The sequence below is a fragment of the Emcibacter nanhaiensis genome (assembly GCF_006385175.1).
Classification (GTDB): domain Bacteria; phylum Pseudomonadota; class Alphaproteobacteria; order Sphingomonadales; family Emcibacteraceae; genus Emcibacter; species Emcibacter nanhaiensis.
Genome location: NZ_VFIY01000008.1, coordinates 1 through 18520, shown reverse-complemented (window position 1 = coordinate 18520; position 18520 = coordinate 1). Strand labels below are relative to the sequence as shown.

Here is an 18520-nt window from a genome sequence, read left to right as displayed (position 1 = left end):
TCAGGGGAGCCGGTTCGGGGGTTTTACAGAAGGTTTTCCAGCTCCCGCTTCAGGACCTTGCCGTTGGCGCTCTTGGGGAAGTCATCAAGGAAGATATAGCGTTTCGGCCGTTTGAACCGGGCCATATTTTCCAGGCAATGAGTTTCAAGCAGCTTTTCATCCGGTGTGGCATTTTCCTGCCAGGTGATAAAGGCGACCACATTTTCACCCCAGTCCGGATCCTTTTCCCCGACCACACAGGCTTCACTGACCCCGGGGCAGGTGAGCAGCACCTCCTCCACCTCGCGGGGATAGATATTGGTGCCGCCGGAAATAATCACTTCCTTGGAGCGGCCGCGCAGGGTCAGCTTGCCGTCTTCATCCAGGGAGCCCAGGTCGCCGGTATGCAGCCAGCCGCCGGCCAGGGTGGATTCGGTGGCGGTCGGATTGTTCCAGTAGCCGGACATGACCACGTCGCCGCGGCAGACGATCTCGCCGGTCTCGCCCGGGGGCAGGGGCTGGTCATTGTTGTCAAAAATGGCCACTTCCATGCCGGAGCGCGGCCAACCGACGGAAGAAAGCACCGCATCGTCGCCATCGGCAAAATCGCCGGGGCGCAGCCCGGTGATGGTCATGGGCGCTTCGCCCTGGCCGTATAACTGGCAGAATACCGGTCCGAAAACGTCGAGTGACTGGCGGATTTCCTCCAGATACATGGGGCCGCCGCCATAGACGATATTGCGCAGGCCTTCCGGATGGCGTCCGGTTTTTTCCAGCGTCAGGCGCAGGCGCTGCACCATGGTCGGGGCCAGGAACATGCCGATATTGCGATGATGTTCGCACAGGTCCAGCACTTCTTCCGGTTCGAAGCCGCCGGACTCCGGCACAATCTGCCGTGCCGCCCGCGCCACATAGGGGAGGATATAGAGCCCGGAGCCGTGCGACATGGGGGCGGAATGAATAATGCCGTCATTCTCCGTCAGGGCTTCGAAATCGGCCAGATGGGAAATTGTCATGGCCATGAGGTTACGATGCGACAGCATGGCGCCCTTTGAGCGGCCGGTGGTGCCGCTGGTGAAGAACAGCCAGGCCAGGTCGTCCGGGGCAACCTCTGCCGGAGGGGTTGGATCACCTGCGAACATCTCTTCATACTCTGGCGAGCCAATAATGGTCACCGGGCAGTCCACGCCTTCCAGCTTTGCCGCCTCCGCCGGGGTTGCAAAGACCAGGGCGGCTTCCGCGTCGGAGATAATGTCGTTAATCTCGCGGCTGTGCAGTTTTGCATTGATGGGGACGACCACCCGGCCCGCGGCCCAGCTGGCAAACATGATTTCGATATATTGCGGACAGTTTTTTGCCACCACGGCCACCCGGCCGCCGGGGGGGGTGTTGTCATGCATGTGGGCGGCGAGTCTCAGGCTGCGGTCGCTGAGTTCGGCCCAGCTGCAGACCTGTCTGGTGCCGTGGAAAATGGCGCCCTCGTTTTTGTAACGGCTTGTTCCCAGGGTGAGTAAACTGAAAATATTCATTAGCAGAAAGCTCCCAATTCAAAAGGAGGTAGATAAACCTGTCGTTCCTGGCCGGATTTCCTAATCGTCCCGGCTGTTGTTCTGGCTTTCGACACTCGACCAGGCATCGGTCAGAATTTGCTCGGTTCTGGCGTAATGTTTGTCGAGAACGGCCTGCGCCAGTGCAACGTCGCGGGCCAGCACGGCCTGAAGAATTTCTTTATGTTCGCCGGGGGCGTCGCGATGCGGGGCAAGCGAGACGGACAGATATCGATAGCGCTGAATGCGTTCCGAGAGCCCCGTGCAAATAGCGGTCAGGGTCTTGGACTGGCATCCTTCGATCAGGCGCTGGTGAAAGGCTTCATGGGCCCTGATCCAGTCTTCGCTGAGATAATTTTTTTCCCCATGCTTCTGGTCGAGGGTGGCAAGCGCGGCATAGGCCGCACTGACGTCGGCTTCCCATTGCGGGGTGCCCAGTTCGATGGCCTGCTTGATGGCAATGCTTTCAATCTGGCGCCGGGTTTGCAACAGGTCCTTCAGGTCGGCGAGGGTAAGGCTGGCGGTGACAAAGCCGCGCTGGTCCAGGGCGCGGACCAGGCCCTCGGAACTCAGGCGCGCCAGGGCTTCGCGCACAACGCTCAGGCTGGTGCTGAATCTTTCCTGCAGGTCCTTGAGGCGAAGCTTCTTGTCAGGTGCAATGCGGCCGCGCAGAATATCGGACCGCAGTTCTTCATAGGTCCGCCCGGTCAGGCTTTTGCTTTCCCCCAGTTCAGTTTTTTCCATCAACGCGCTCATGCTCTCTCCGCTGTATGACTGCTCCCACCAAAGGTTTAGCCTTTTATCCTGTTCGGGTAAATGCCGATTCAGGGGCTAAAGTGGTTTTTTCTACTCACCTCAATATATCGATATTTTTTCAGTTCTTTCAAATAATATTTTGCCCTTGCTTCAGAATGGCCCTTGGTGTTTTTGCTCAAGCTGACTTATTTTTGGAATAGAATATCTATTAAGTAATTGAAATAAAGCATATAAAAATAATTTAAGGATGCGTATTGTTTTGCAGTGCAAAAGAGTTGGCCGGTTTTCCTCGCTGAAAAAGAAGGATAAAAATATCGATATTTTTGTTGACGAAGCGGTGGGGGAAAGTTAACGATGTGGGGGTTGAAACGTTATTGAGGGTTAAGAGATGAAGTTTGTTCGTTACGGATCAAGAAATGAGGAACTGCCGGGCCTGATCGACGCTGATGGCAATATCAGGGCGCTTTCGCCGCTGCTGTCTGACATTGGCTGCGACATGTTCACCGAAGAGTGGCTGTCTGCTCTGGCGGCAATCGATCCGGAAAAACTTCCCCTTGTCAGCGGTAACCCGCGGCTCGGCGTGCCGGTGTCCGGTATTCGCCAGGTGATTGCCATCGGCCTTAACTATAAAGACCATGCAGAAGAAGCGAATTATCCCGTGCCGGTGGATCCGCTGGTCTTTTACAAGTCTGTCAGTTCCCTGTCCGGCTGTACCGACCTGATCGAGGTTCCGGCCAGTGCCGAAAAACTGGACTGGGAAATCGAGCTCGGCTTCCTGATCAGCAAAGAAGCCAAACATGTCGCCGTGGAAGAAGCGCTGGACTATGTCGCCGGCTATTGCACGGTTGTCGATGTGTCCGAACGCCACTGGCAGTTTGACAAGGGCGGCACCTTGGGCAAAGGCAAGAGCTATGACAATTTTACGCCGGTTGGTCCCACGTTCGTGACCAGCGATGAAGTGGCCGATCCGCAGGCCCTCGATCTGTGGCTGGATGTGAATGGTGAGTCCCGCCAGCGCGGCACCACGGCCGAAATGGTCTTCACCATTGCCGAGCTTATTGCGCATCTGAGCACCTATCAGACCCTGCTGCCCGGCGATCTGATTATCACTGGAACTCCGGCCGGGGTCGGTCTGGGCATGAAGCCGGAAACCTACCTGGCGGATGGTGACGAGATAACCTGTGGCATCACCGGTCTTGGCGACCAGGTTCACAAGGTTGCAATGAAATAACCTGCCTGGGCGGTTTCGGCCGCCCGGAGCATATAACGGAGGTCAATACCTCCTGATACAGGCATGTTTGACGGCTTGCGCTGTCAGGGCATAAGTTTCTGTTTTTAAAGGGTAAATAGTCATTAATAGGGGTTATGTTTTTGATCAGTATTGATGATTTGATCTCCTCGATTTTTTGGCGTTCAATTGGTTGAATGAAGCAGGAGATCAATTGCCTCGCACGCTGAACGCCTGATACAGGCGCGCCCGCAAAAGCTGAGGTGTATGAGAGTGAATTTAGGAGAGGTATCCATGTCAAATTTCAACGGAATTAAATTGCCCGACCCCACTCCGGAAGTGGCGCATGCTATCGAGGTTTGCACCGAACTTCCGCTGCTGGATGTCGGGGATTATTTGGCCGGCAAGGACGGCGCCCTGGAACAGCTGGCAGCCAACGTTAGGGCTATCCAGTCATCACTGGGCTTTTCCGCCATTGTCAATCATGGTGTTGATCAGTCCTTTATCGATGAGGCGGAACAGCAGGTCAAAGAAGCGTTCCATCTGCCCCAGGACGAGCTGCAGAAATATTTCCATGGCGAGCATATCCAGGGCTATTGGCCGGCAAACTCGGTGACCAACGTTCGTCCCGGATATGAGGCCGAAAAGGAGTGGAAATCCACCTTGGCCGGCTGGGCCGTGCTGCGTGACCGGGAACCGGATGATCCCAAGGTGGTCAAGGGAATCAAACATCGCGCCATGAACAAATGGCCGGATCCGAAGCTGCTGCCGGACTTCAAGGCTAAAATCAACCGCTATCACAACGCCATGGTCGATCTGGCCTTCAAACTGTTGAAGGTTTATTCCGTCGCGCTGGGCCAGAGTCCGGATTTCCTGGATGAAGATTTCGCCGACAGCGAGTGGTACGGCCGCCTGAACTATTATGCCGGCAGCCCCAATGCCGAAGGCGAACTGGCTAATACCGCCCACAGCGACCACAGCTTTATCACCCTGCTGCCCATGTCCCCGATCCCCGGTCTTCAGGTGCGTACGCCCCGGATGGACTGGATCGATGTGGAATGTGTGCCGGGCGCCATCATCGTCAATGGCGGTGAATGGCTGAACCAGCTGTCCAACGGCCGCTTCATGGCAACCCCGCACCGGGTGACCGAGCCGCCGACCGAGCGCGTCTCCATGCCGCTGTTCTTTGATCCGGGCGACGAGGCCTTTAATGACCCGCTGCCGGGCCTGGCGGCAGAGGGCGAGGAACGGAAATATCCGCGCAAGAATTTCTATGAACATTTCGCCGGATATATCGACGCCTATACCACGCCGAAGAAATAAGGTTGAAAACTAATCATGCAGGGGAGCCTTTCCCCTGCATTACGTTCATTTCTAGATGCTTGAAAAGAAGAGGTAAGCGAAAATGGGAGACGCACAATATCGTGTTGCAAGTATTGGCCTGGGATCAATGGGGTTGCCAATTGCCGCCCATATTGCCAAGGGCGGCTACGAGGTTGCCGGCTATGATATTTCTCCGGAGCGTCGCCAGCTTGCTGCAGAGCAGGGTGTAAAAGCGGTATCTACCATTGCCGATGCTGTCAGGGACGCCGACATCATTATTACCATGCTGTACAATGGGGAAGTGATCGAGTCAGCCTTGACCGGCGAAGACGGTATTCTGGCCAACATCAAACCCGGCGCACTGGTGGTCGATACCAGCACCATCTCGCCCGAGGACTCTGAGCGCTTTGCCAAAATGATTGAGGACAAGGGATGCAGCTACCTGCGGGCCCCGGTGTCCGGCACCGTCTATCTGGCCGAAGCCGGAACCCTGTCGGTTTTTGCCTCCGGCAACAAGGAAGATTACGGCAGGGCCCTGCCGGTCCTGGAGCATATGTCCATGAGCCGCGACTATGTCGGCGAGGGGGAGGCCGCCCGGGTGATCAAGCTGGTCATCAATATGCTGGTGATGAGTGCGACCAATACCCTGGGCGAAGCCATTCGCTTCGGCGAGCAGTGGGGCATGTCCCGCGAGGTGCTGGTTGATGCGGTCAACAACAGCATTGTCGGCTCGCGCCACTATCAGTCCCGGGCGGCGGGCCTGAAATCCAAGGAATACACCAACGCCGGTCCGGTGGTGATGGGCTACAAGGACCTGAAGATGGTCCTGGCCAATGCCGAAGCAAACGGTTACGAGCTGCCGATCCACAGCTTTGTCGGCCGCAACATGCAGGAGCTGGTGGACGATGGCCGCGGCGACCAGGAGGTCAGCGCGCTGGCCGAATATCCGCTGGCAGACAAAAGCCCGAGTGTGATCCCGTCTTTCGGTGGCGATGAATGCGCCGCGGAAGTTATTGCCGCCGACGATGAAAGATACGCGGTGATGATGGAAGGTGAGCGAGCCAAGATTGAGACTTTCTACTCCCCGGAACTGACCTATACCCATACCAACGGTTATACCCAGAGCAAGGACGAGTTCCTCGCCAGCCAGACCTCCGGCGAGATCAGCTACAACAGCATCGACCGGGAAAGCATTGACGTTTCCTGCTACGGCAATGTGGCCATTGCCCAGGGCACGGTGAAGATTGATGTGGATGTGGCCGGCGAGAACCGCAAGCTGCATAACCGCTATCTGGCGGTCTGGGAGCGGCCTCACGGCAAGTGGCGCATGCGGGCCTGGGCGTCGACGGCGCTGGAGTCCGCGGCACTCTGATTGAACAATCTTGTTGCCTGTGGGGAGCAGGCACAGACTGGCCACACGGCCAAAGCACGGGAGAGACGATATGACAGACATGAGCAAAGCTTCCACGGGACCGGGTGTTCATTCACTTGACCATTTTGCGGTGCAGGTGCCGGATCTGGACGTGGCGGAAAAATTCTACACCACCTTCGGACTCGACGTTCAACGCAGCGGCAATGAACTGAAGCTCGGCTGCTTTGGCCAGGATCACATCTGGGCCGTCATCAAAGGTGGCGCAGAGCGCAAGAAGCTTGATTATGTAAGTTTCGGCATTTTCAAGGAAGATGTGGACGTCTTTCGCGGGCGTCTTGAGAAATACGGCATCACCCCCGATGAAGATAACGGGGAGAGTATCTGGTTCCACGATCCCAACGGCATGAAGGTCGAGCTCCAGGTCGCCGCGAAATCATCGCCTAGTTCCAAACGCATCCCGCAACCGATGCCCTGTACTGTCGGTGGCCGGGCGGCGCCGTTCCGCCGCGAAATCACACAGGTTCACCCCTCGCGCTTTGCCCATGCCCTGTTCTTTACCCCGGATATCAAGAAAACCCTGGATTTTTACTGTGAGGTTCTGGGGCTGAGGATTTCCGACGAAGCCGGGCCGATTGCCTTCCTGCACGGCATCTACGGCAGCGACCATCACCTGGTGGCCTTTGCGGAATCGCCGTCCGGCGGCGTGGGCTATCACCATAGCTCCTGGGATGTGGGGTCGATCGAGGAAATCGGTCTCGGCGCCATGCAGATGGAAGAAGGTGGATATACCGGAAAAGGCTGGGGGCTTGGGCGGCACGTGCTTGGCTCCAACTATTTCCAGTATGTGCGCGATCCGTGGAACAGTTATGTCGAGTTCAACTTCGATATCGACTATATCCCTGAAGGCATGTATTGGGAGCCTAATATGGACGGTCCGGCGCCGGAGGACACCCTTTATCTCTGGGGTCCCGGCGTGCCGGAAGACTTCGTCGTCAATTACGAGAACGAATAAAAGCCTCTCCGCCATACGGGAGTAGCTGCTGGCCGGTCAGATTTCACCGCTTAACTGACTGGACAGGGCTTTGGCGGAGTTCAGCATGGCGTCCTGCAGTTCCGGAAGGCCGGATCTTTGCAGGGCGCTACCGATACCGATGGCGACCAGGGCGTGGCTCGGTCCGCCGCTGGACTTCCAGACCGGGGCCGCGACAACAGTGACACCGGAAATATAGTGGCCGGCATCGACGGCAAAGCCCTGGGTGCGGGTCTGCTCCACCTGCTGTTTCCACTCTTCAAAGGTTGGCGGATCATCCCAGCGCAGGGTTTCGAACCGTTCCGCCAGTTCCTCCTCCGGGTAATCGCCGAAGGCGGCGATGCAGCGGCCGGTGGCGCTGATCAGGGCGGGGAAGCGGCTGCCGATCTGGGCGCTGAGCTGAAAATTATTCCCTGCCTGGGACGTGGCCACCACGATCATATGGTCCAGGCCGACGATATTTACCCCCAGCATGGTGACGTCGAATTGCTGGCTGATTCTGTCCAGCACCGGCTGGGCCAGGTCAGTGAACTGGTTGCGGCGCAGCCAGTGGCGGGCAAGGGTCAGGACGCCGGCCTCCAGTGAATAGCGTTTGGTGTCGGGATCGAAGGAAACCAGTTCCTCCGCCACCAGCGCCCGCAACACATAAAGGCAGGTGCTGGGCACCAGACCCAGCTCCCGGGCAATGGCCTGGAGGCCAAGGGGGGTCGGGCTCTTGCCGAGCAGGCGCAGAATGGCGGCGGCACGGGAAATGGCGGGAGCCTTGCTTTCCTTCACCGTCTTGGCCAGTTCCCGCTCCTGTGACGCGGAAGAAGTCGGTTTTTTCGTCATTTTACATTCCTGTGTCGACTGTCCTGCCTGATGTTCAGTATCGGCTGAAGAGTATCAAGTGCTTAAAAACAGTCAACTTTTGTCTTGCTCTATTTTGACAGGATAGATATTCAATATATAGAATAAAATTCAGTATTTACAACAAAAATCTTTTGTGTCATATATCCGGACCATGAAAGGGCGGCACGAGTCATGCGCTGCCGGAGACAACAGCAAGGTTGGATTGATGACCAAACTCACCGATTACACTTCTTTCGCGGATGCGCAGGAACATGCCAGTTCCGCGGCGCTCTGGGACCTGTTCGATGGCGATCGCGACTTTCTGAATATCGCGCATGAATGTATTACCCGTCATGCGGACGGTTCAGGACGCACCGCTGTGAGAATCGCCCACGCCGACGGCAGCGACGAAATCATCAGCTTTGATGAAATTGCCGCCCGTTCCGCCCAGTTTGCCCATTGGCTGGTGGAAAATGGTATCCAGCCGGGGGATCGTATCGCCTTCATGCTGGAACCGTCTCTGCCGTTTTATACCAGCCTGTTCGGCGCCATCATGTCCGGCGCCATCAGTGTGCCGCTGTTCACCCTGTTCGGCCTCGACGGCCTGCGTCTGCGCGTGGATGACTGCAAGCCGAGCATTCTGGTGACCAATGAAGAGAAGGCGGAGATCGCCCACCAGGTGGAAGGCCTGCGCGTGGTCGTCGCCAACGACGCTCTGCTGCAAGAAATCAGCAAATATCCGACAACCTTTGAAACCAAATCCAAAGCCAGCGACATGGCGGTGTTCCAGTATACCTCTGGAACTACCCGTGAACTGCCGGCGGCGGTGAAGCATACCCACAAGGCGCTGGTGACTCTGATGTTTGCCGCCCTGTATGGCACTGGTATTCGTCCCGGAGATGAATTCTTCTGCCCGTCTTCCCCGGCATGGGGACATGGGCTGTGGCACGGCACCCTGGCGCCGCTGGCCCTGGGGGTGACCACCGGTACCTTTGCCGGTAAGTTCGATGCCGTTCGCCTGATGCAGGCGCTGCAGGATTACAAGATCACCAACATGTCCGCGGCCGCGACCCATTACCGGATGATGAAGAATTCCGGCAAGGGCAAGGACTTCACGTTCTCGATCAAGAAACTGTCCTTTACCGGCGAGCCCTGTGATCCGGCGACTCTGGAATTTATCGACGAGACCTTCCATGTCCCGGCCTGCAGCATGTACGGCACCACCGAAATCGGCGTGGTGCTGGTGAACTTCCCCGGCGCCGAAGACTATGAAGTCAAGCCGGGCTCCCTCGGCAAGCCGATCCCCGGCCTGAAGCTGGAAGTGCAGCGCGCCGACGGCACGCCCACAGATCCGGAAGAGGTCGGTGAGCTCATGTTGTGGAAACGCGACCATTGGGAGACCACCAAGGACCTGGCCCGTGTCGACAATGAGGGATACCTCTACCACTGCGGCCGGGCCGACGATGTGATCATTTCCGCCGGCTGGACCATGTCCGCCGTGGAAATCGAAAACACCATGCTGAAGCACGATGATGTGGAAGAAGTCGCGGTGATCGGCGTGCCCGATGAAACCCGCGGCCAGGTGGTGAAGGCTTTCGTGGTGAGCAAGCGCCCGGAAAGTCCGGAATTTGTCGAAGAATTACAGAATTTTACGAGGAGCCGTCTCGCACAGCACGAGTTTCCCCGTATCGTTGAATTTGTGAGTGAGCTTCCGAAGACGCCGGCAGGCAAGGTTCACCGCAAGGTCCTGCGTGACCGCGAAGCAGCAAAAGCTGCGGCGGCCGGCAATTAATATCTTAGGAGTAGATAATCATGTCTGAGAACCGTTTCCCCAAAATTACTGAAGAAGGTCTGGCCGACCTGCGTTCGCGCATCGGTGTGAAGATCGAAAACACTATCGAGCCGTGGAACTATGAAGCTTCCCGTGACGCCATCCGTCACTATGCCCATGGTATCGGCGATGACAACCCGCTGTGGAATGACCCGGAATATGCCCAGAACACCAAATACGGCGATGTGATCGCGCTGCCGAGCTTCCTGTTCACCACCAGCCGTATCATTTCCGGTTACTGCGGCGGCCTGTCCGGCGTGCACGCCATGTGGGCCGGCGCCGACTGGAACTGGCACAAGCCGGTTATGCGCAACGACGTCATCCGCACTGAAGCGCACCTGAAAGACCTGATCGAGCACCAGACCAAATTTGCCGGTCGTGCCTTCCAGCAGATCTATCATGTAGACTTCTATAACCAGAATGATGAGCTTGTTGCTGATGCCGACAGCTGGGTATTCCGTACCGACCGTGACGAAGCCCGCGAGCGTGGCACCAAATACACCGAAGTTCGCGGCAAGGTCGAGCCCTTCACCGACGAACAGCTCGCCGAATGGGGTGAACTCTATGCCAATGAAGAGATCCGTGGCGTCAATACCCGGTACTGGGAAGATGTCACTGAAGGCGAAGCTCTGCCGCGCATGATGAAAGGCCCGATGACTGTAACCGGCTTTATCTGTTACGCCCAGGGTTGGGGTGGTCTTTATATCCGCGCCAACAAACTGGCCTGGAAAATGCAGCAGGCTCACCCGGGTCTGGCCATCAAAAACCGCTTTAATGTGCCCGATTGTCCGGAGCGTGTGCACTGGGATGAAGCCTTCGCTCTCGAAGTTGGCGCCCCCGGTGCCTATGACTACGGACCGGAGCGCACCTCCTGGCTGACGCACCACATCACCAACTGGATGAGTGATGAAGGCTTCCTGCGCAAGACGTCCTGCCAGATCCGTCGTCACAACCCGGACGGGGACGTGATCTTCATCGACGGCACTGTAAAGCGCAAATATGTTGAAGACGGCAAGCATCTGGTGGAAATCGAGCAGAAAGCGGTTACGCACCGTGACGAGCTGTCTGCTTCCGGTACCTCCATCGTGGAACTGCCGAGCCGCGGCTAATTTTAGTGAGTTGCTCCGCGTACCCCCTGTCTTTTTACTGCTTTCCAGACAGGGGGATTGGAGCAAACAGTAAAGTGCGAATTGGGTTGGTTCCTGGCGGAGCCACCCTTTTTGCCAATTAAGAGAAGAAGACGGCGATATCGCTCCCTTTGATATCAGTTGTCCGCCAATATAAACCCCGGTAGAGTGTGCAACATGCAGCAGAATGAGAAAACATCATGGGCCGGCCCGCTACAGGGCGTACGCGTTCTTGATTTTACCCGGGTTCTGGCGGGACCGGCGGCGGCGCTGGCGCTTGCTGATCTTGGTGCCGAAGTCATCAAGCTCGAGCCGCCGGGGTCAGGTGACGAAACCCGGACCTTCCCGCCGTTTCGTGACGGGGAAAGTCATTATTACATTGCCATCAATCGCGGTAAAAAAAGCATCGTTGTCGACCTGAAAAGCGAAGCCGGTGTCGCCCTGGTCAAGGACCTGGCCGCCAAATGCGATATTGTGGTGGAAAATTATCGCCCGGGCGTGATGAAACGGCTTGGCCTGGATTATGAGACCCTGTCCGCCATCAACCCGCGGCTGATCTATTGTTCCATTTCCGGTTTCGGCATGAACGGCCCGCTCTGCGACCGGCCGTCCTTTGATATCGTGCTGCAGGCCCTGTCCGGGGCGCTTAGCGTCAACGGCGAGCCCGACGGCTTGCCGACCAAGCTGGGTATTCCGCTCGGCGACCTGGTCGGCGGCATCAACGGGCCCATTGCGATCCTTGGCGCTCTGTATGAACGCACCATCACCGGAAAGGGGCGTCTGATCGACATCAGTCTGCTGGACGGCCTGATGGGTATGCTGGGTTATCTGGCGCAACTGGCCTTTTTCAATGGCGAGGATCCCAAGCCGGTCGGCTCGCAGCATCCCAACCTGGTGCCTTACGGGCTGTTCCCGGCTAAGGACGGCTCGATCATTATCGCCTGCCTGACCAACGCCTTCTGGGGCAGGGTGTGCACGGCAATTGACCGACCGGAACTGGCTGAAGATCCGCGCTATGACACGCTGGAAAAACGCCGCGATAGTCGCGAAGAGGTCAATGCCATTATTTCCGAATTTACCAGTGAACGGAATGTCCAGGACCTGGTTGATTTGATGACTGAACATCAGGTGCCCAACGCGCCGATCCTCGGGATCACGGATGCGCTGTCGCAGCCGCAGGCGGTGGCCCGGGAAATGGTCGTCGAGACCGAGCACAAGACACTGGGCAAAATCCCGATCGTCAATCGCCCGTTCAAATTCCCCGGCGAGCAGCAGCCGGTGCCGACGGCGCCGCCGGTGCTGGGCCAGGATACCGACGATGTGCTGGCGGAGGTGCTGGGGCTGACCCCTGAACAGATCGAAAAGCTGCGCGCCGACAAGGTCGTGAGCTGATATCGGGGAGGGGAACATTCTATGACCACAGAACAGGAAAAGGGTCTGGCACCGGAAGGCTGGACCCGCCGCGAGATGAAGGGCATCCCGGCCTCGTTCGAGGCCTTCTGGACCAAGCGTGAGGACGGTGGTTTCCGTTATGGCGTCGAGCTCGACGAGCGGCATTGCAATGCCCAGGGATTTGTCCATGGTGGCCTGATGATGTCCATCATGGATCATGTCCTGTCGCTGAAAATCTGGGAAGCCTCCGATCGCTCCATCTGTTCCACGGTCCATCTCGATTGTCATTTCCTGGCGCCCCTGCGCGCGCCCTGTTTCATCGAGGTGGAGACGGAAATCCTGCGGCAGGGCAGGAGAACGGCCTTCCTGCGGGGCATCCTCAAATCCAACGACAAGGATATCATGGAAGCCACCGGCGTCTGGAGCATTATGCCGGTTCCCAAGAAGGATTAGGAAAAGTCCTACAGGTCGCCGAACATGGCCTGGCGCACCGCCTGCAGGTGTTCTCTGATATATTTTTCCGCATTTTCCGGATCGTGATTGGCAATGGCGTCGATGAAGCGCGCGTGCTCGTGGTTGCTTTCCTGGCGTGTGCTGGAGGAGAACACCCGGTTGATGATTTTATGCATGCCGGAGGGGGCACATTCCCGGATAGTATCATAGACCGCCAGCAGCAGCTTGTTGCCGGCGGCTTTCGCCACCAGCCGGTGCAGCCGTTCGTCCCACACCGCCCATTGATCGAAATCGTCCAGGTTTTGCATCTGGGACAGACAATGCCGCATTTCCTCGATCTGCACCGGGGTGGCCCGGCGCGCGGCGAGGGCGGCAATCTGCGGTTCAATCACCAGTCGCGCTTCAAAGGCCTCGGGCGGGGTGAGTGTTTCCGGCATTGAGGTCAGTTCTGTGGTTAGCGAGCGTTCCCCGATGAAGGTGCCCTTGCCGACATGGCGCCAGATCAGTCCCTCGTTTTCCAGAATTTTCAACAGGCCCCTGAGCTTGGCGCGGGAGATCCCCAGTTCTTCGACCAGCTGGACCTCCGGCGGCAGGCGCCGTTTGTCTTCCCGGCGCGCCTGGTCCACATAGGCGCGCAATTTCGCCAGGTCGCGCTCTTTCTGCTGCTCGGCTCGGGATGTCTGTTTCATATTCGACTCGCACTATAGGGTTCTGCCCGTGTTCACGATGTTATCGCATCACTGATAAATCAATTAATGCATTGAAAGATATTAAAAATCAATTTAATCATTGACGCAATAAATAAATCAATTTACGAATTGATGCAAATTAAAGAAAGAAATAAGATAAATCAATGTTTGACCCGGAGTGGGCGGATATTGATGATTTTAGTGTTTAGAGAGGTGTGTAATGGGTTCCGACAACGTGTCCCCCGTCTTTATATCTTCCGAATCTGCGGCAAAGGTTTTCGACTGGAAATCAGCAATTTCCGCTTTGCAGGATGTTTATGCCAATCCCCATGAGGAAGCCGCGACACCGGCCCGCTCCATCGCGGCCAGTGGAAAATCCTGGCTCCGCACCCTGCCGGCGGTACCGCCGGGTGGCCGTTATTTCGGCGCCAAACTGATGGGTATGGCCTCGGAAGTGGAAAAGCCCGGCGTCCAGTATGTGATCGTGCTGTATGATCGCACCACCAGCAAGATTGCCGCTTTCGTCGATGCGGAAAAGGTTACAGGATATCGCACCGCGGCAACCTCTGCTGCCGCACTGGATAAAATGGCCCCGGCAAAGGTTTCAAAACTGGCCGTGCTGGGCAGCGGATTGGAAGCCCAGATGCATACCCGAGCCTTTGCCTCCATCCGTGATTTCGACGAGATCATGGTGTTCAGCCCGACCCCGGCGAGCCGGGAACGGTTTGCGGCTACTATCGGCGGCGAACTGGGTGTCAAGACGACCCCGGCCGAAACCCCTGAAGAGGCGGTCGCCGATGCGGATGTGGTGCTGTCTGCCGCCCGGTCCTACGGCGAACAGCCGATCCTGTTTGCCGACTGGATCAAGCAGGGCGCGGTCACTGTCTCCATCGGCTCCACCGTGCCCAATCAGCGCGAGATCGATATCTCCGTGGTGGAGCAGAGTGATGTCATTGTCTGCGACATGGTGCACGAGGTGGTCAAGGAAACCGGCGACATGATTGCTGCGGCCGAAGCCGGCATGGATGTGGAAGGCAAATGCTTCTCCATGAATGACCTGCTGTCCGGGGCGATTGCCGACAAGATGGCGGCGGCCAAGTACCCGATGTTCAAGTCGGTGGGCGGCGGCCTGCAGGATGTGGTGGTCGCCGGGATGATCCTGGACCGGGCCCGTGAAGCCGGCTGCGCGACCGAACTGCCGATCGTTTTCGATACAAAATACGTCTGATCTATTCACAAGTAGGATTACAAAAATGCCTGAATATACCAAAAGCGAAGCCCGCACCTGGGCAAGGGAAAAGCTGGTTGGCGTGGCCAACGTCACGATCCCGACCATGAAGTCCGACTTCAAGTCGCTCAATGAAAAAGCGATCCGCCACGACGTGGAAACCGCCATTGGTCACGGTTTTATCGGCAGCCTGGCCTGTTCCGAAGTGGCGATCAGCCTGGATGAATACGGTCAGTTCTGCCGCACCATGGTCGACCAGGCCCAGGGCCGGATGCTGACCATTCACCATGCGGCCTTCAACACCATCGAAGACAATATCGAAGCGGTGAAAGTGGCCGAAGACGCCGGTTCTGAATTCGTCCTGCTGTGCTACCCGCCCTACTTCTACCCCAAGGATCTGGAGGAAGTTTACGACTATACCAAGGCCTTCTGTGACGCCACCAACCTGGCCGTGATGCTGTTCCCGGTGCCGACCTGGGGCTTTTCCCGCCTGCATCCGGCCGATATTCCGGTGCCGATGCTGCGTCGTCTGGTTGACGATTGCCCCAATATCGTCGCCATCAAGGCCGAAGGCGGCTACCCGAACTTCATGTCCCAGGTGGAAGTGCACCGCGAATTTCATGAGGAAGTGGTGATTTCCTCGCCGCTGGAATTCGATCTGGTGCCATTGGGCCAGCTGATGCCGCTGCCGTTTTCCGGCACCAACTATTCCGCTTATTTCGGCGACTGGCTGCCGAAAGTGCATGCCATGCTGCAGGCTGGAAAATATGACGAAGCGACCGAGGAATGGTACCGCATTGATCCGGCCCGCAAGGCCGTGCTCAGCGTCGGTTTCGGCGGCCAGGGACTGCTGAACCGCATGCTGTGGAAATATCACGGCTGGCTGCAGGGCTACAACGGTGGCCCGCTGCGCGGTCCGACCGCCCGCGTCTACAAGAAAGACATGGTGACCCTGCGCCGCGGCCTCGAACTGGCCGGCCTGAACCCGACCTCCGATCCCGATGAAGATTTCTTCATCGGCCGCAATCCTGAATAAGGGAGTGAGAGATGACCAACGAAACCAAGATGAACCTCAACCTGTCCGATCCCGACCTGTTCCGCGAGGCTATGCTGATTGATGGCGAATGGGTCCAGGCCGACAGCGGCGAGTGCATTGAAATCCGTAACCCGGCGACCGGCGAACTGGTCGGTTATGCGCCGAAAGCCGGGCAGGCGGAAACCGCCCGCGCCATCGCCGCCGCGGAGGTGGCCCTGAAGGAATGGAAGGAAGCCCTGCCCAAGGAACGTTCCGCCATCCTGCGCAAGCTCTATGACCTGATGCATGAGCATATTGACGACCTCGCCATGATCCTGACCGCCGAGCAGGGCAAGACCCTGGCGGAAGCCAAAGGCGAAATCATTTATTCCGCCGGTTTTATCGAATGGTTTTCCGAGGAAGCGAAACGTATTTACGGCGACATCATTCCGCCGAACATGGCCGGTCGCCGTATTCTGGTGGAAAAGGCGCCGATTGGTGTGTTTGCTGCCATTACGCCGTGGAACTTCCCGTCTGCCATGATCACCCGCAAGGCCGGTCCTGGCTGGGCCGTGGGCTGTACCGGCGTGATTAAGCCGGCATCACAGACCCCTTTCTCTGCCTTTGCCCTTGGCGTTCTTGCCGAGCGGGCAGGGCTGCCCAAAGGCGTGTGCAACATCGTGACCGGTTCCGCCCGCCATATCGGCGGCGAGCTGACCCAGAACCCGGGCGTGCGCAAGCTGTCCTTCACCGGCTCCACCGAGATTGGTGCCAAGCTGCTGGAACAGTGCGCCCCGACCATCAAGAAAACCAGCATGGAGCTGGGCGGCAACGCACCGTTTATCGTGTTTGACGATGCGGACCTTGATGCGGCAGTGGCCGGCGCCATGGCGGCCAAATACCGCAACTGCGGCCAGGCCTGTGTCGCTGCCAACCGTGTGCTGGTGCAGGCCGGCATCTACGATGAGTTCGCCAAAAAGCTGGCCGAGGAAACTGCCAAGCTCAAGGTCGGCAACGGCACCGATCCGGATGTGGTCCAGGGTCCGCTGATCGACCAGGCGGCTGTGGACAAGGTGGAAGAGCATATATCCGATGCTGTTGCCAAAGGCGCCAAGGTTGCGGTCGGCGGCAAGCAGCACGCACTGGGCGGTACTTTCTTTGAGCCGACGGTTCTGACCGATGTGCCGCGGGATGCTTTGATCTTCCGCGACGAGACTTTTGGGCCTGTGGCGCCTTTGTTCAAGTTTGAAACCGAGGAAGAAGCCCTGGAAATGGCGAATGATACGCCGTATGGTCTTGCCGCTTATTTCTATGCCCGGGATATCGGTCGCATCGTCAAGGTCTATTCCGGTCTCGACTTTGGCATTATCGGTGTGAATGAGGGCTTCATTTCCTCTGAAGTGGTGCCGTTCGGCGGCGTCAAGGCGTCAGGCCTTGGGCGCGAAGGCTCCAAATATGGTGCCGATGATTATCTGGAAATTAAATATATCGCCCTCGGCGGTCTCTAGCAGTGACTGGGAGCAGGTTGCCCTTGTGGCGGCCTGTTCCCATCTTTTTGCTACAACGGACATAAGCTTCCCCGATACGTCCGATAAGTAAGAACGATTTTACAAGTCTTTTTATCTTCCCCTAGTCTATTCAAAATATAGAAGGAGGCTGCCAGGCATGGGATTGGCGGCGTTTGTTGTGTGATCAGGGTTCAGAGCAACTTTGAAACAAGGGAGATCTACCGTGCCGATTACCGGGATAGCAGAAATTATTTACGGCGTTGAGGATTTTGACACCTGCGTTGAGTTTTTCGAGGACTACGGGCTCAGCAGGCTGGAGAGCGGCAGCGATCATGCGCTGTTCAGCGTGATCAGCGGCCAGCAGATCCGGGTCTACCCGCTGGGCGATGACCGGGTGCCGAAAAGCGAGCTGATGGGGCCGGGGGTCCAGGAATGTATCTGGGCGGTGCCGCGCCAGCAGGACCTGGACGGCCTGGTGGCCGACCTGTCCCGGGACCACGAGGTGACCATCGACGAGACCGGCACGGCCCATTTTGTCACCTCGTTCGGCCAGGCGATCGGCCTCAGGGTGTTCCAGCCGCTGCCCTATACCTGCTGTCCGGCGCCGACCAATGCGCCGGGGATCATCAACCGCATGAATGTGCCGCGCAAATGGCTGAGCCGGGCGATCCCGAAAACCATCAGCCACTGTGTGTGGACTTTCCTCGATGTGAATGAGGCCTTTGACTTTTACAGCCAGCGGCTCGGCTTCAGGATGAGCGACATCCAGAAGGGGGTCGGCATCTATATCCGCGCCGGCCGCTCCACCAACCACCATAACATCATGCTGGCCGATGCGGACCAGGTGCTGTTCGGCTTTGACGGCAAGTTCCGGTTCCACCATGTCAACTTCGGGGTCGAGGACCTGGACGAGATCATGGCCGGCAAGAACTATATGACCCGCAAGGGTTACGGCGACAACGGCTGGGGCTTTGGCCGCCACCGGGTCAGTTCCGAACTGTTCCTCTATATGCCGTCGCCGGCCGGAGGCGAAGTGGAGTATGGCGCCGACTGCGACCAGGTTGATGGCAACTGGCGTCCGCGGGTATGGGGCGCCGCCTTTGCCGCCTTTACCTTCATTCACGACATGCCGGACTGGCTCAAGGAGCATGAGCCGGAATGGGATGTCAGCTATGTCACCCCCGAAACCGCGCGATATGTGCCGATAAAGG

The 18520-nt window shown here is 57.6% G+C and carries 16 protein-coding genes; 12 read left to right on the top strand and 4 right to left on the bottom strand.

What is annotated here, in order from left to right; all coding sequences use genetic code 11:
* Positions 1 to 23: 23 nt before the first annotated feature.
* A complete protein-coding gene (locus FIV46_RS08795; protein ID WP_139940553.1) occupies positions 24 to 1508 on the bottom strand; it encodes an AMP-binding protein in 1485 nt (494 codons plus the stop codon).
* 60 nt (positions 1509 to 1568) lie between these two features.
* Positions 1569 to 2282, bottom strand: a complete 714-nt coding sequence (locus tag FIV46_RS08790; protein WP_139940552.1) for a GntR family transcriptional regulator — start codon at positions 2280 to 2282, stop codon at positions 1569 to 1571.
* A 388-nt stretch (positions 2283 to 2670) separates the two neighbouring features.
* Here FIV46_RS08790 and FIV46_RS08785 point away from each other — a divergent pair, with 388 nt between their 5' ends.
* The 4 genes from FIV46_RS08785 (at position 2671) to FIV46_RS08770 (ending at position 7217) form a co-directional block, all read left to right on the top strand.
* Entirely contained in the window at positions 2671 to 3513 is an 843-nt protein-coding gene (locus tag FIV46_RS08785) for a fumarylacetoacetate hydrolase family protein (protein ID WP_139940551.1), read from the top strand.
* Positions 3514 to 3804: 291 nt separating this feature from the next.
* A complete protein-coding gene (locus tag FIV46_RS08780; protein ID WP_181163138.1) occupies positions 3805 to 4833 on the top strand; it encodes an isopenicillin N synthase family dioxygenase in 1029 nt (342 codons plus the stop codon).
* 82 nt (positions 4834 to 4915) lie between these two features.
* Complete coding sequence (locus tag FIV46_RS08775) at positions 4916 to 6205, top strand: NAD(P)-binding domain-containing protein (RefSeq protein ID WP_139940549.1); 1290 nt, start codon at positions 4916 to 4918, stop codon at positions 6203 to 6205.
* Positions 6206 to 6275: 70 nt separating this feature from the next.
* Complete coding sequence (locus FIV46_RS08770; protein ID WP_139940548.1) at positions 6276 to 7217, top strand: VOC family protein; 942 nt, start codon at positions 6276 to 6278, stop codon at positions 7215 to 7217.
* A 36-nt stretch (positions 7218 to 7253) separates the two neighbouring features.
* Here the strand turns inward: FIV46_RS08770 and FIV46_RS08765 are convergent, their stop codons facing one another.
* Positions 7254 to 8066 (bottom strand): IclR family transcriptional regulator, encoded by an 813-nt coding sequence (locus FIV46_RS08765; RefSeq protein WP_139940547.1) that lies wholly within the window; start codon positions 8064 to 8066, stop codon positions 7254 to 7256.
* A 226-nt stretch (positions 8067 to 8292) separates the two neighbouring features.
* Here FIV46_RS08765 and FIV46_RS08760 point away from each other — a divergent pair, with 226 nt between their 5' ends.
* From FIV46_RS08760 to FIV46_RS08745, 4 genes are all read left to right on the top strand, one after another.
* The gene (locus FIV46_RS08760) at positions 8293 to 9858 is read left to right on the top strand and encodes an acetate--CoA ligase (RefSeq protein ID WP_139940546.1); all 1566 of its coding nucleotides are present in this window, start codon (positions 8293 to 8295) and stop codon (positions 9856 to 9858) included.
* A gap of 20 nt (positions 9859 to 9878) precedes the next feature.
* Positions 9879 to 11006, top strand: a complete 1128-nt coding sequence (locus tag FIV46_RS08755) for an FAS1-like dehydratase domain-containing protein (protein WP_139940545.1) — start codon at positions 9879 to 9881, stop codon at positions 11004 to 11006.
* Between the two features lie 195 nt (positions 11007 to 11201).
* A complete protein-coding gene (locus FIV46_RS08750; protein WP_139940544.1) occupies positions 11202 to 12416 on the top strand; it encodes a CaiB/BaiF CoA transferase family protein in 1215 nt (404 codons plus the stop codon).
* Between the two features lie 21 nt (positions 12417 to 12437).
* Positions 12438 to 12869 carry a PaaI family thioesterase gene (locus FIV46_RS08745; protein WP_139940543.1) on the top strand — a complete coding sequence of 144 codons (432 nt, stop codon included), beginning with the start codon at positions 12438 to 12440 and terminating at the stop codon, positions 12867 to 12869.
* Between the two features lie 8 nt (positions 12870 to 12877).
* Here the strand turns inward: FIV46_RS08745 and FIV46_RS08740 are convergent, their stop codons facing one another.
* Positions 12878 to 13558: a FadR/GntR family transcriptional regulator gene (locus tag FIV46_RS08740; protein WP_139940542.1), complete on the bottom strand. Its 681-nt coding sequence runs from the start codon at positions 13556 to 13558 to the stop codon at positions 12878 to 12880.
* A gap of 220 nt (positions 13559 to 13778) precedes the next feature.
* On the opposite strand from FIV46_RS08740, the gene FIV46_RS08735 reads away from it, so the two are divergent.
* The 4 genes from FIV46_RS08735 to FIV46_RS08720 all read left to right on the top strand — a co-directional run.
* Complete coding sequence (locus tag FIV46_RS08735) at positions 13779 to 14786, top strand: ornithine cyclodeaminase family protein (RefSeq protein WP_139940541.1); 1008 nt, start codon at positions 13779 to 13781, stop codon at positions 14784 to 14786.
* A gap of 25 nt (positions 14787 to 14811) precedes the next feature.
* Complete coding sequence (locus FIV46_RS08730) at positions 14812 to 15822, top strand: dihydrodipicolinate synthase family protein (protein WP_139940540.1); 1011 nt, start codon at positions 14812 to 14814, stop codon at positions 15820 to 15822.
* Positions 15823 to 15833: 11 nt separating this feature from the next.
* A complete protein-coding gene (locus tag FIV46_RS08725) occupies positions 15834 to 17309 on the top strand; it encodes an NAD-dependent succinate-semialdehyde dehydrogenase (RefSeq protein WP_139940539.1) in 1476 nt (491 codons plus the stop codon).
* A 202-nt stretch (positions 17310 to 17511) separates the two neighbouring features.
* A partial coding sequence (locus FIV46_RS08720; RefSeq protein WP_219846035.1) for a VOC family protein occupies positions 17512 to 18520 on the top strand: 1009 nt, incomplete at its 3' end.